General features: G+C 67.5%; 8 protein-coding genes. 5 read left to right on the forward strand and 3 right to left on the reverse strand.

What is annotated here, in order from left to right; all coding sequences use genetic code 11:
• Positions 1–51 precede the first annotated feature (51 nt).
• Both G3I74_RS13850 and G3I74_RS13855 read left to right on the forward strand, forming a co-directional pair.
• Positions 52–1,308, forward strand: coding sequence for an efflux RND transporter periplasmic adaptor subunit (locus tag G3I74_RS13850; protein ID WP_164212205.1), 1,257 nt, complete (start codon positions 52–54; stop codon positions 1,306–1,308).
• Positions 1,305–4,478: an efflux RND transporter permease subunit gene (locus G3I74_RS13855; RefSeq protein ID WP_164212206.1), complete on the forward strand. Its 3,174-nt coding sequence runs from the start codon at positions 1,305–1,307 to the stop codon at positions 4,476–4,478. Before G3I74_RS13850 ends, G3I74_RS13855 begins: the two co-directional genes overlap by 4 nt.
• A 20-nt stretch (positions 4,479–4,498) precedes the next feature.
• On the opposite strand, the gene ftsH is transcribed toward G3I74_RS13855, so the two are convergent.
• The 3 genes from ftsH to G3I74_RS13870 form a co-directional block, all read right to left on the reverse strand.
• Positions 4,499–6,403 (reverse strand): ATP-dependent zinc metalloprotease FtsH, encoded by a 1,905-nt coding sequence (ftsH, locus tag G3I74_RS13860; RefSeq protein ID WP_164212207.1) that lies wholly within the window; start codon positions 6,401–6,403, stop codon positions 4,499–4,501.
• Positions 6,404–6,553: 150 nt separating this feature from the next.
• Positions 6,554–8,548 carry a protein-L-isoaspartate(D-aspartate) O-methyltransferase gene (locus G3I74_RS13865; protein ID WP_164212208.1) on the reverse strand — a complete coding sequence of 665 codons (1,995 nt, stop codon included), beginning with the start codon at positions 8,546–8,548 and terminating at the stop codon, positions 6,554–6,556.
• Positions 8,545–9,798 carry a hypothetical protein gene (locus tag G3I74_RS13870; protein WP_164212209.1) on the reverse strand — a complete coding sequence of 418 codons (1,254 nt, stop codon included), beginning with the start codon at positions 9,796–9,798 and terminating at the stop codon, positions 8,545–8,547. The genes G3I74_RS13865 and G3I74_RS13870 overlap by 4 nt, the downstream gene beginning before the upstream one ends.
• Positions 9,799–10,061: 263 nt before the next feature.
• Between G3I74_RS13870 and G3I74_RS13875 the strand changes: the two genes are divergently transcribed.
• The 3 genes from G3I74_RS13875 to G3I74_RS13885 are packed head-to-tail and all read left to right on the forward strand — an operon-like array spanning position 10,062 to position 13,422.
• Positions 10,062–12,182 (forward strand): TonB-dependent receptor domain-containing protein, encoded by a 2,121-nt coding sequence (locus G3I74_RS13875; protein ID WP_164212210.1) that lies wholly within the window; start codon positions 10,062–10,064, stop codon positions 12,180–12,182.
• On the forward strand, positions 12,170–12,352 hold the full coding sequence (gene hemP / locus G3I74_RS16030) for a hemin uptake protein HemP (protein ID WP_338063119.1): 183 nt from the start codon (positions 12,170–12,172) through the stop codon (positions 12,350–12,352). The genes G3I74_RS13875 and hemP overlap by 13 nt, the downstream gene beginning before the upstream one ends.
• 26 nt (positions 12,353–12,378) lie before the next feature.
• Positions 12,379–13,422, forward strand: a complete 1,044-nt coding sequence (locus G3I74_RS13885; RefSeq protein ID WP_203594766.1) for a DUF6607 family protein — start codon at positions 12,379–12,381, stop codon at positions 13,420–13,422.
• Positions 13,423–13,460 lie beyond the last annotated feature (38 nt).

Raw genomic sequence — 13,460 nt, forward strand, 5'->3', positions numbered from 1 at the left:
CCGCCAGAGCGCCGACCCGGCGCCGCCGTCCGCGAGTCCGCCGTTGGATCGATGAGCGGGCGATCGGACAGGGCGTCGCCGGGGTCGGATCGGCCCTGGCTTCGCCAACTGCTGGCTTCGCTGGCGGTGCTGGCGCTGGCCGCGGGCCTGGTCGCTTATTTCCTCCCGACCGGTCAGGACGCTCCGCGCGGCGAATCGACGCCATCAGCGGTACTGGTCGAGGTCATCGATGCGCCCGCACGGGCCGTTCGACCCTCGATTGCTGTCCACGGCGAGCTCCAGGCGGCGCGCCAGCTGTCTTTGCCGGCCCAGGTTGGTGGTCAGGTCGTCAGCGTCCACCCGGCGCTGATCCTCGGCGGGCGGGTGGCGGCCGGCGAGACCCTGGTCGAGATCGAGAAGGCTGATTTCGAGCTGGCCGTCAGCCAGGCCTCGGCGCGCTTAGAGGACGCGCGCGCCGAGCTCGAGCTCGAGCAGGGGCGCCAGGCTTCGGCCCGCGAGGAGCTGGAATCGTTCCGGGAGTTTGATTCGACCGTCGAGGCCGACGACAAGCTGAGTCTGATTCTGCGCGAGCCCCAATTGCGCAGAACCCGAGCGGCGATCGAACGCGCGCAGGCGGATCTGGAGCAGGCCAGGCTCAATCTGGCGCGGGCGACGGTCACCGCGCCCTTCGACAGCATCGTCGATGGCGAGCAGATCGAGATCGGTCAGGTCCTGCAGCCGGGCAGTCCGGTGGCCCGATTGCTGGGTACTGAAACCGCCCACGTTCTCGTCCGGGTCGCGGCACGCCATCTGCCGCATCTCAAGATCCCGGGCTGGAACGCCGAAAACGGCTCGCGCGGCACGGCCCGCTACCGCCTCGGCGACGTCGAGGTCGCGCGGCCGATCCGTATTCTGCATCTGGCCGGCAGCCTCGATCCGGCCGGTCGCATGGCGCGGGTGCTGTTTGCGATGGACGATCCGCTGGGGCTGGAGCAAGCGGGCGGCGAGCCGGCTGGCGCGGCGTCAGAACCGATCCGCCCGATGCTGTTCGGGGCGTATGTCGACGTAGAAATCGAGCTGGCCGCCGAGCGCGAGCTGGTCGAGCTGCCGGCCGGGGCGATGCGCAACCGCGACCGGCTGTTCGTCATGACCGGCGACGGCACCCTGGCCATACGCAAGCCCGAGATTTTCCTGCGCCGCGATGATCGGGTCTACATTTCCGACGGTCTCGAGGCCGGAGATCGTGTGGTCACGAGCATGATCGCCAACCCCATCGAGGGCATGGAACTCCGGACCGGGCCCTCCGAAGACGCGTCCGAAGACCAATGAGCGCCGAGGCCGGAGGCAGCGACGCCGGTCGTAACGGCGTGATTGGCTGGGTGATCGCCAACCCGGTCGCGGCCAACCTGGTGATGCTGGTCTTTCTCATCGGCGGCCTGCTGTCGCTCTCTCGCGTGCAGCAGGAGGTGTTTCCGGAAGCCGTGCTCGATGTGGTGCGCGTGACCGTGCCCTATCCCGGCGGCACGCCGGAAGAGGTGGAGGAGGGCATCGTGCTGGCCGTGGAGGAGGCCATGCGCGGCGTTGACGGCATCGATGAAATCCGTTCGGTCGCGCGCGAGGGCCAGGGCCAGGTGAGCGCGGAGCTCGCGCGCGGGGCGTCGGTCAACGAAGCGCGCAACGACATCGAAAGCGCGGTCAACCGGATTACGTCGTTTCCGGAAAACGCCGAGCAGCCGATCATCAGCGCACCGACCAATCGCCGCCAGGTGCTGTCGCTGATCCTGTACGGCGAGGTCGGTCGGCAGACCCTGCGGGCAACCGCCGAGCAGGCCAGGCGCGATCTGTTGCGCGACCCGCGGCTTGCCCAGGTCGAGCTGGCCGGTCTGCCGCAGCCCGAGATCGCCGTCGAGGTCGAGCAGGCGGTGTTGCGCGAGTTCGGCCTGACCCGATCGGAGCTGGCGCGGCGCATCGACCAGGCCTCGGTCGAGCTCCCGGCCGGCGATCTCGAGACCGCGACCGGCGATTACCTGCTGCGCATCATGGAGCGACGCGAGCGCGGCGAAGCCTTCGCCGACATCACCATCATCGCCCGCCCGGACGGCACGCGCATCACCCTCGGCGAGATTGCCGAGGTCGTCGACGGGTTTCGTGAAACCGGCCAGGCCACCTTGTTCAACGGCCGCGAGGCGGTGCGCCTGGAAGTCTATCGAAGCAGCGCGCATTCGCCGCTGGAGGGCTCGCGCGCGGTCCATGAGTACGTCGAGCGAATGCGCCGGGAATGGCCGTCGACGCTCAAGCTGCACATCTGGGACGACGCGTCGATCATTTTCAAGGATCGGATTGATCTGCTGGTCGAAAACGGCCTGCTGGGGCTGCTGCTCGTGCTGCTGATCCTGACCCTGTTCCTGCGCCCCAGGCTCTCGTTCTGGGTCACGGTGGGACTGGCCGTGGCGCTGCTCGGCTCGTTCCTGTTCATGCCCTTGCTCGGTGTGTCGATCAACATGATTTCGCTGTTTGCCTTCATCCTGGTGCTCGGCGTCGTGGTCGATGATGCCATTGTCGTCGGCGAGGCCTCGTTTCACTACCTGCAGGGCGGCGACAGCGCGCCCCGGGCCGCCCTGAAAGGCACGCGCGAGGTGCTCAAGCCGGTGGTGTTTGCGGTCCTGACCACGATCGTGGCGTTCGTGCCGCTGCTGTTTCTGCCCGGGGTGCTCGGCGAATTCTTCCGCGTCATCCCGCTGATCGTGATTCCGATCCTGCTGCTTTCGCTGATGGAGTCATTCCTGGTGCTGCCGGCTCATCTGGCGCACATGCGAACCGAGGAGCGCCGGCCCTGGCTGCGGCGGGCGGCGCGCTGGCAGCAGTCGTTTTCCGAGCGCTTCGAGTCTTTGGTCGAGGGCTATTTCAGGCCGTTTGTCGGCGGCGTGGTCAGGTGGCGCTATTTCACCATCGTGGCCGGTTTCGCCCTGCTGCTGATCGCCATCGGCTATGTCGCCAGCGGACGGATCGCGTTCCGGTTCATGCCCGAGATCGAGTCCGATATCGTCACCGCCAACATCCAGCTGCCGGTCGGTGCCCCGGTCGAAGAGACCCGGCGGGTCGCGCGCCGCGTCGTCGACGCCATCGATCGGCTGCAGGAGCAGGCCTTCGACGCGCCGGTGGTCGAGGGGGTTCTGGCGACCATCGGTTCGCAGGACGCGGCCCGCGAGCGCGGGCTTGCCCAGGCCGCCGACAGCGCCCGCCACCTGGCGGCCGTGGCGGTTTCACTGGTGCCCGCCGGTCAGCGCGAGGTCTCGGCCGCCGATGTCGTGCGCGGCTGGCAAGACCAGATCGGTGAGGTGGCCGGCGTCGACAAGCTCTCGTTTGCCTACCGGGCCGGTCCGGGGCAGGGGCCGGATATCGCCTTCCGCCTGGCCCACGAAGACCTCGGGGTGTTGCGCGAAGCGGCCGCGGAATTTGCCCGGGCCATCGGTGGCTACGCCGGGGTATCGCAGATCGACGACGGCTTCGTCCCGGGCAAACCCCAGATCGAGCTGCGCCTCAAGCCGGCGGCGCGGGCGCTGGGCGTGACCGAGCTGGACCTGGCGCGCCAGGTGCGCGGCGCGTTCTTCGGCCAGGAAGCGTTGCGCACCCAGCGCGGCACCGACGAGCTGCGCGTCTACGTGCGACGGGCCCCGGACGATCGCCGCCAGGTCGGCGATCTGCTCGACAAGATCATCCTGACCCCGGGCGGCGGCGAAATCCCGCTGCGCGAAGCGGCCGAAGTTGAGTACAGCCGTTCGCGCACCGTCATCGAGCGCGAGCAGGGTCAGCGGGTGGTCAATGTCACCGCGCGCGTCGACCGCGCCGTCACCTCGGCCGGCAAGGTCAACGCCGGTCTGCGGGAAAACGAGATTCCCGAGCTGCAGCAGCGCTTTGCCGGATTGCGCTTCGATGTCTCCGGCGTTCAGCAGGATCAGCGCGAATCGCTGCAGGCGCTGGCCTACGGCATGGTCCTGGCGGTGATCGTCATGTACGGTCTGCTGGCGGTGGTGTTTTCCAGCTACGCGCAGCCGGTGCTCATTTTGCTGGCGGTGCCCTTCGGCTTTCTCGGCGCGCTGCTGGGGCATCTGCTCATGGGCTTTGATCTCAGCCTGATCAGCATGTTCGGCCTGGTGGCGCTGGCCGGGGTGGTGGTCAACGACTCATTGATCCTGATCGTGACCATCAACCAGCGCTGCTCAGAGGGTCAGTCCATTCGCCAGGCCGTCATCGACGGCACCCTGCGCCGCTTTCGGCCCGTGCTGCTGACCTCGCTGACGACGTTCTTCGGGCTGGCGCCGATGATCTTCGAAACCTCGCTCCAGGCCCGGTTTCTGATCCCGATGGCGCTGAGCCTGGGCTTCGGGATTCTGTTCGTCACCGTGATTGCGCTGATCATGGTGCCGGCGCTGTACTGCGCGCTGGAGGACGCGCGGGCGTGGTGGAGCGGGACGGGCGCCGACCACCAGCGCGCCTGAGCGGCCGGCCCGCGCTGGCCTCAATCCTCGGCCTGATCGAGAATCTCGCGCACCGCCTCGCTTTCCAGGGTTTCGTTTTCAGCCACCGCCTCGGCCAGTGCATCGAGGGTGTCGCGGTGTTTTTCCAGCAGCTCGCGGGCGCCGGACTCGATGTCCTTGAGCAGCGCCTGGATTTCCTCGTCGATCATCGCGGCCATGGCTTCGCTGTGGATTCGTTCCTGCGCCATTTCCTTGCCGAGGAACACGTGCTGGTCGCTTTCGGCAAACGAGGCCGGGCCGATGCGCTCGCTCATGCCCCAGCGTCCGACCATTCTGCGCGCCAGACGGGTGGCCTGCTCGAGGTCGTTCTCGGCGCCGTTGCTGACCTCGCCGAAGACGATGGATTCTGCCAGCCGGCCGCCGAACATTACCCCGATGCGGTCGCGCAGGTACTTCTCGCTGTAGTTGTAGCGCTCCTCTTCGGGCAACTGCGAGGTCGCGCCCAGACTCTGGGCTCGCGGCAGGACGCTGATCTTGTCGACCGGGTCGGCGTGGGGCAGCAGCTCGGCCAGCAGGGCGTGGCCGGACTCGTGGTAGGCGACCAGCTTGCGTTCGCGCTCGCCGAGGGCGGAATCGCGCGCCTGGCCGAGCATCGCCCGGTCGCGGGCCTCGGTAAAGCAGGTCCAGTCGATTCGCTCTTTTTGCTTGCGCCCGGCCAGCAGGGCGGCCTCGTTGGCCAGGTTGGCCAGGTCGGCGCCGGAAAAGCCGATCGTGATGCGCGCCAGGCGGTCCAGGTCGACGTCGTCGGCAAGCGGGAGCGCATCGGTATGGACCTCGAGGATCGCCTTGCGCGCCTTGCGGTCGGGACGGTCCATGGTGATCTTGCGGTCGAAGCGACCGGGTCGCAGGAGCGCGTTGTCGAGCACATCGGGACGATTGGTCGCGGCCAGCACGACGACCGCCTCGTGCGGCTCGAAACCGTCCATCTGCGCCAGGATCTGGTTGAGCGTCTGCTCACGCTCGTCGTGGCCGCCGCCCATGCCGGTACCGCGGCTGCGACCGATGGCGTCGAGTTCGTCGATGAAGATCACCGACGGCGCGGTCTTGCGCGCGTTGTCGAACATGTCGCGCACCCGCGAGGCGCCGACGCCGACGAACATCTCGATGAACTCCGAACCGGTTACGCTGTAGAACGGCACGTCAGCTTCGCCGGCCACCGCACGCGCCATCAGCGTTTTTCCGGTTCCCGGTGGCCCCATCAGCAAAAGGCCGTGGGGAATTTTCGCGCCGAGCTTGCGAAAGCGCTCGGGGTCTTTCAGGTAGTCGATCACTTCCTTGACCTCGCGCTTGGCGTTGTCGGCGCCGGCGACGTGTTTGAGGCGGACCTCGCTTTGCTTTTGCTCGATTCTTCTGGCTTTGGAGCGACCGAGACTGAAGGGGCCGGCGCCGCTGGCCAGCGCTTTTTGCGCCATCCGGTTCCAGAACCACAACAGCAGGCCCAACGCCAGGATCCAAGGCAGCGCCCGCAGCAGGATCTGCGCCCACCACGGCGGCTCGCTCGGCTGGACGTCGACCGCCACGCCCTGGCTTTCCAGGCGTTCGAGCAGGCGCGGGTCCTCGATCTCCGGTCGCAGCGTCTGAAACCGCGCCAGATCGATATCGTCATCGTTTTCAACCGCCTGTTCGGTCAGCTGGCCGCTAATTTCCTGACCGCGCAGAACCACTTGTTCGACGCGCCCGTCATCGACGGCCGAGAGAAACTCGGAGTAGGTCAGCGAATTGGTCTGCGGCTCATCGAAGTCGCTGGTGAAATAAAAAACCAGCAGTACCGCCAGCGCCATCCAGATGAACAGCTGGCCCTGCTGGACGCTGCGTCGCATGACCCGATCGGGATCGCGGCCCTGAGAGTTGTCGTTGGAATCGTCTGGCTTGAGCCCGGTCAGCATCAGGCATGGCGTTCAGTGCGGATTGGATTTCATGGTATCGAGTCTGGACGCGCCCTTCCCGCTAAGTGCCCAGATTCAGACGATTGCGCCACAGGCGGGCGCCCATCGGCATCGTCGCGAAGCGATTTCGCTAGACGGCGGCCGCGAAGCTCAACCCTTGAGCGGGTGCTCGTCGGGCAGGGCTTCGCGGTCGCTTTGTGTCAGCGGCTCGACGGCGGAGGTTTCGTCGAACCAGATGTATTCGTCGAACTGCTCGGGCAGTACCGACTGGAAGTAATGACTGATGCGTTCGGTCTCGGGCCGGTAGATCACGCCGATGGCGCGCTCCAGGCGCGGCGTGGCCAGGGCCTCGCGCAGGTCATCGTCGCCGCGCAGCGGCAGGGTGAATCGGCGCACCCCGCTTTGGTGGCAGATCTGCTCGTAGCTGTCGCTGTGCGAGGGCCGAACCTTCATGACCTGCATCGGCTCGTCCCAGTTCGAGGCCGCCGCCACGGTGCCGTGATCGGTCCCGAAACCGATCAGGTAGGCCTCGTCTCCCCAGGCTTCCCGGGCCAGGTGGCCGATATTGGTCTCGCCGCGCAAGCCCATTTCGGTGGCCGCGGCGTTGCCGACATGGCTGTTGTGCGCCCACACCACGGCGCGGACGTTTTCGCCGCGGTGCCGCATGACGGCTTGCAGGGTCATGAACATGTGCTTGTCGCGCAGGTTCCATGACTCTCTCGAGCCGTGATACATGACCCGGTAGTAGCGCTCGGCGCTTTGCACGACGCGCGCGTTCTGCTCGGAGTCGAACAGCGCCTCGCCGTCGGCCGTGCGGTAGTCCATGCGCCTGGCCAGCAGATCGCGTAGGGTGGCGACGACCTCGTCTTCGCAGTCCTCGCGCTGGCCGGTAACGGTGGCGCGTCCGTAGGTGGCCGGCTCCTTCTCCCACGGCGAAAAGCAGCCATAGCGCTGGCGCGCGCGGTCGGCGGCCGCCGGGTCGACGCGATCCAGGTACTCCAGCACGGTCTGGATCGAGTTGTACAGGCTGTAAAGGTCCAGTCCGTGAATGCTGGTCCGGCGCTCGGGATCGGACAGGCCACGATTGTGCGCGCTCAGCCAGTCGACGAATTCCAGCATCTCCCGGTTTCGCCACATCCACCTCGGAAAACGCCCGAATGGGGCCTCGGGCAGTGGCGGTCCCTCCCAGCCGCGCGCCCAGCGATCGAGCATGCTGGTATCGGGCCAGTCGGCCTCGATGCCGACCACGTTGAAATCAGCCTGCTCGATCAGAGCGCGGGTGATGCGGGCGCGCATCCGGTAGAACTCCGAGGTGCCGTGACTGGCCTCGCCGATCATCACCACGCGCGCCTTGCGGGCGCGCTCGACGATGGCCTCGACGTCGGCTGAGTCGATGCCGTCGAACGGCTCGCAGGCTTCGGCCACGCGGCTGGAAAGGCGCTGGCGCTTGAGCGAGAATTTCGGCCCGCGCGGTGGCTTCGGCGGCTCCGGCGCGCCGGCCTGCCAGCCTTCGCTGCCGACCAGCGGTACGAACTGGACCCGCCCCAGCGAATCCTGGCGATACTCGTGGTCGTCGATTTTCCGCACCCGCAGCAGCTCCTGGCTGCGGGTGCGGTCGCCCACCGGAATGACCATGCGGCCACCGACGGCGAGCTGCTCGAGCAGCGTCGGCGGTACGTCCGGACCGCCGGCCGAAACCAGGATGGCGTCGAACGGGGCCTGCGACGGCCAGCCGCGGGTGCCGTCGCCCTGGGTGACCTCGACGTTGTCGTAGCCCAGCGCCGCCATGCGCTCGGCCGCCAGGTGGGCCAGTTCATCGTGGTATTCGATCGCGTAAACCCCGGCGGCGATGCGGCTCAGGACCGCGGCGGCATAGCCCGAGCCGGCACCGACTTCGAGCACGCGATCGGTGGCCTCGAGTTCCAGCGCTTCGGCCATCAGCGCCACGATGTAGGGTTGCGAGATGGTCTGGCCGGCTTCGATCGGCAACGGCCCGTCGCGATAGCTCAAATCGCGGTGGCGCCTGGGCACGAAGCGCTCGCGCGGCACCGCGCGCATGGCGTCGAGCACGCGCTCGTCGCGGATGCTCCGCTCGCGGAGCTGGCGTTGCACCATCTCTTCGCGCTGCTGATTGAAGCTGCTCATGAAGAAGTCTCCTGTTGCGATTGGCGGCCCGGCGCGGGGCCCAGATAGCCGGCCGGCGCCAGGCAGGCGGCCAGCATGACGTCGTTGATGTCGCGGTGGTCGGTCCACGACGGAACCGCCCGGTTGGCGGGATCCAGCCAGGTCTGCTCGATCTCGTCGGCCAGCGAAAGCCGGCCCGAAATGCGCGTCAGCAACGCGCCCAGCCGGGCCGGGCCGGCGCTGTCGGAAGCCGACAGGCATTGGTTCAGCTGTTGGGCGGCGCGCAATCCCGTGGCCAGGCCCAGTTCGCGGAAGCCCAGGCGGTAGCGGGGCGCTGCGGCGAACTGACGCTGGCCGACCAACTGGTCCAGCCCCGGCGCGGCGGCATCGATCAGTTCCGGAATCCGGGCCGATACGGTCGGCTCGGCATCGGGCCCGATCCGGAACAGCTGCCAGGCATCGACCAGCAGGCCGCCGATGCCCAGCGGGTCGGCGGTGGCCAGGTCGCGGCGGGCGAAAATCTCCCGATAGACCGAGGCGCAGCGGCGCAAGTCGCTTCGTTCATCCTCGTCGCCGTGGTCTGATGCCAGCAGGATCTGCGTCAGCACCCAGCCGTCCAGCGGGTCGTGGTGGCCCATCGACGGAACCAGCGGACGGTCCAGGTCGACGCTCATTTTCCAGACCATGCGCGGGGTGGCGCCGCCCGGCGGTTGGTGCACGAACGCGGCAAACGCGGTCAGCGCCAGATCTACGGCCCAGCGGTGGTAGTGCCGCTCGCCCGTGGTCTCGGCCATCCGCTCCAGGGCGTGCATCCAGCGGGTCAGGTAGTGGAAATACTGACCGTCGCGGTCCCACTCGCGGCGCTCGTCGAACGCCTCCCCCGGCTCGCGCTCGGGCTGCTGCTTGCCGATGCGAAGCCCTGCCCCGGTCGGGGAGGCGGCGTATTCTTGCTCGCTCCTGGCCCCCAACCGGCCGCTGCGCGGGTCGTTGTCGGCGTAGGCCCCGAGCACGTCGTGGACCTGGTCGACCAGCGCCCGAGCCCGGACGAGGAATTTATCGTCAGCGTGCTCAAGATGAAGCGACAGATAAGTGCAGACCGCGAAAGCGTCGGTCCAGAGGTATCTGCGCGGTGCAGAGGCGCCCGTGAGGCCGGTGCGCTCGGCAAAGACTTCGAGCAATCGTTCGACTTGTTCCAGGCGGTCCATGTCGAATCTCTTTTGCAGCCCGCCTGCATCGGCGGGCGAGGCGATTTCCAGTAGGTTTTTCAGCATACGCCGACAACAGCGCGGCTGCGCCGAAATCCCGGATTTCCCCCTTTTTGCAGGTGCTTCGGCCCACCCTGGCGCGGCGATAAACCAGCCGATTCGGTCGCGTATCGGATGAATGAGAATAGAAGCAGGTTGCAAACTATTCGCATTCGTATTAAAGTTCTATACGGAAACCGCTCAGCCAGTATCCTCCGCGATACCCAGCCAGGCCGACAACCCCCGCGCTGCCACGCGGCAGCGCATTCCCATCGGACTGGAGATCTTGCGTGTTTAAACGATCAATCCCTGCCCTGATGCCGCTGGCGCTGGCCTGCTCGGCGCTGGCTGCCGAGGAACCCGGACCGGAGACCGCCACTGAAGGCGAGCGATCCGGCGCCGCATCGTTCCCGGTCACCGACCTGTTCAGCCTCGACCGGATCGTGGTGACCGCAACCCGGACCGAGCGTCTTGCGTTCACCACGCCGGCCTCGGTCAGCCGCATCTCGCGCGACGAAATCAGCCTGATACAGCCGTATGGGTTCCAGGACGTGTTCGAAGCGGTGCCCGGGGTGAGCATCTTCGGCGGTCCGCGCCGCATTGCCGAGGAACCCTCGATTCGCGGCTTTGCCGACGAGCAGGTCGTGATCCGGGTCGACGGCGGCCGCCTCAACTTCAACAAGGCTCACGGCGGCCGCTTCCTGTTCGATCCGGAACTGATCGACTCGATCGAAGTGCTGCGCGGAGCCGGTTCGGCGCTGTACGGCAGTGGTGCGCTGGGCGGGGTGTTCGTGATCGAGACCAGCACCGGGCGCAGCCGCCTCGGGGAGCAAGACGGTCTCGGCCTGCGCCTGGGCGGCGGCTACGACGACAACGGCGATCAGTGGCAGGCCAACCTGACCGCCTACGGCCAGCACGGCAGTTTCGACTGGCTGGCGGCCCTGACCCGGCGCGACGTCGGCGAGGACCTGGTCGACGGCTCCGGTAACGATATCCTGGCCACCCGCGACGAGATCGAGGCTCAGCTGCTCAAGCTGGGTTTCGAGCCCGACTCCAATCAGCGACTCGAGCTCAGCGTCGAGGGCTTCGACAACCAGGGCCTCAATCCCACCAACAGCAACGAGGTGGCGACCGCGACCAACCTGGTCGATCGTCTGACCGAGCGTCGCCAGACCCGCTTGAGCTATCGCAACGACGACCCGGCGCTGACCTGGCTCGACCTGACCGCCACGCTCTACCGCAACGAGGTCGAGGCAACCGAATTCCGGCTCGACGACGGCCGGGTCGATGTCACCGACTTCGACACCCGCGGCCTGGACCTGGTCAACTCGATCGATTTCGGCCGGCGCGGCGACGAGCCGCTGCGGCTGACGGTGGGTACCGAGCTTTACCGCGACCGCCAGAGCGGGCTGCGCAACGGCCAGGCCCGGCGCCAGTTTCCGGACGCCGAGGTCGACTACCAGGCTGCCTTCGCCCAGCTCGAGCTGCCGCTGGCCGGCGGCGTTGCGCTGATTCCAGGGCTGCGTTACGACGACTTCAGCTACTCGGCCGACGGCGACTTCCCCGATCGCGACGAAAGCCAGACCACGCCGCGCCTGGCCCTGGGCTGGCAGCCGGCCGATTCCACCTACTTGTGGGTGGAGTACGCCGAGGCCTTCCGCGCCCCCAGCCTGACCGAGCTGTACGCCGACGGCGTGCATTTCGTGGTGCCGCTGGGTCCGGGCCAGGTCGTGATCAACGAGTTCGTACCCACCCCGGAGCTTGAGCCGGAACAGTCCAGCCAGTTCCAGGTCGGCGCGCGCTGGCGCACCCCGCGCCTGGGCGAGAGCGATTTTTCCCTGAGCCTGGAAGCGACCGCCCACCGCAGCGACGTGGATGATTTCGTCGACCAGTTCGTGACCTTCATCAGCGGCCCGCCCGCCTTTGACCCGATCACCCAGACGGCGGTGTTTCCCGGCATCACCAGCAACCGCAACGTCGATGCCCGGATCGAAGGCGCCGAGTTCACTGCCGAGCTGGCCCATGCGCGCGGCTACGTGCGGCTGGGGCTGACCCTGCTTGACGGCGAACGCCGCAACGGCGGTGGCGAACTGGCCAGTCTGCAGTCCGACCGCCTGACCCTGGCTGCCGGCCTGTACCTGTTCGACCGGCAGCTGCGCCTGGGCGGCGAATGGATTGCGGCCCGCGGCCGCGACGATGTGCCCGAGGGGGCGCTGACCACGCCGGGCTACGGCAAGGTCGACCTGAACGCCGCCTGGCTGCCGCGCGCCGGCGCACTGGCCGGCTTCGAGTTTCGCCTCGGCTTTGACAACCTGCTCGACAGGGACTACCGCATCCATCCCAACGCCATCGACCAGCCGGGGCGGTCGCTGCGCCTGAGCATTGCCCGGGAGTTCCAGTGGCTGAACTGAGACCCCATCGCCGCAACGATGCGAAAGCCGACCGATCGCGGCCTGACGAAGTCGGCGAAATCGACAGCCGCATGCTGCTCGGGCGCGACGGCCGCATCCTGATCCGGCACAACGGCCACCGCTACGAACTGCGCGAAACCCGCTTCGGCAAGCTGATCCTGACCAAATGACCGACCGACCCAGAAGGAGAGTATCCATGCGACACCCGATTGTTATCCTGCCTGCCGTGTTCTTGCTGAGCGCTTGTGCCGGCAATCTTCCTCGCCCCAGCGCCGACAGCGAGCCCCGGATCGAGCCGGCCGTCGAGCCCGCCACCGAGGCGCGCGCCGCGGCCGCCCCGTCGGAGGCCGACCGCGCGGCCATTCTGGCCATGGCCGGAGAGTACGTCGTGACCTTTGCCTTCGACGAGACCGTGGCCCTGGCCGAGGGCTACGAGCGCAAGGCGGCCAAGCGCAGCGGCGCTTCCGAAGTGGTCATCCTGATCGAAGACGAGCCCGATCGCATCGTGCTCCAGCACCTGCTGCTGGTTGGCGGTGAAGACGGCGGCGAAGTCATCAAGCACTGGCGCCAGGACTGGACCTGGGAGGCCAGCCATCGCCTGGAGTTTCTCGACGATCAGACCTGGCGCAAGGTGCCGGTCGATCCTGAGACCACGCGCGGCGCCTGGACCCAGTGCGTGTACGAAGTCTCCGACGCACCGCGCTACTGCGGGACCGGGCGCTGGAACCACCGCTACGGTCACGCGACCTGGACCTCGGATCGCAGCTGGCGCCCGCTGCCGCGCCGCGAGTACACCACGCGCGAGGACTACACCGCGCTGAACGTGGAAAACCGGCACACCATCACCCCCGAAGGCTGGACCCACGAGCAGGACAACTCCAAGGTGGTCCGGGTCGACGGGGACACCGAACAGGTGCTGGTGCGCGAGTTCGGCTTCAACAACTACATCGCCACCGACGAGGTCGATTTCACCCCGGTCTACGAGTACTGGGAAGAGACCAGCGCCTACTGGGCCGAGGTGCGCGCCATCTGGCAGCATCATTTCGATAACGGCGGCGTGGTGCTCGACACCGAGGTTGACGGCATGCCCATCATCGACGGCCTGTTCGCGCTCGCCGAGCAGGTGCGCGAGGGTCAGGCGCCGCAGCGCGCCGAGATCGACCAGGTCTTCGAGCGCTACGTGATCCCGATGGCCCCGCAGCGCCAGCTGGCCGACCAGGCCACGGCCTACCGCGATTGATGCGCGCCTGATGGCCCACTAGGGAGCCTCTGAATAAC

The sequence above is a fragment of the Wenzhouxiangella limi genome, from assembly GCF_010499265.1.
Classification (GTDB): domain Bacteria; phylum Pseudomonadota; class Gammaproteobacteria; order Xanthomonadales; family Wenzhouxiangellaceae; genus Wenzhouxiangella; species Wenzhouxiangella limi.

Excerpts from the sequence above, each read along its gene's own strand:
- G3I74_RS13850 (WP_164212205.1), top strand. The coding sequence starts at position 52 with ATGAGCGGGCGATCGGACAGGGCGTCGCCGGGGTCGGATCGGCCCTGG.
- G3I74_RS13855 (WP_164212206.1), top strand. The coding sequence starts at position 1,305 with ATGAGCGCCGAGGCCGGAGGCAGCGACGCCGGTCGTAACGGCGTGATT.
- ftsH (WP_164212207.1), bottom strand. The coding sequence starts at position 6,403 with ATGCTGACCGGGCTCAAGCCAGACGATTCCAACGACAACTCTCAGGGC.
- G3I74_RS13865 (WP_164212208.1), bottom strand. The coding sequence starts at position 8,548 with ATGAGCAGCTTCAATCAGCAGCGCGAAGAGATGGTGCAACGCCAGCTC.
- G3I74_RS13870 (WP_164212209.1), bottom strand. The coding sequence starts at position 9,798 with ATGCTGAAAAACCTACTGGAAATCGCCTCGCCCGCCGATGCAGGCGGG.
- G3I74_RS13885 (WP_203594766.1), top strand. The coding sequence starts at position 12,379 with ATGCGACACCCGATTGTTATCCTGCCTGCCGTGTTCTTGCTGAGCGCT.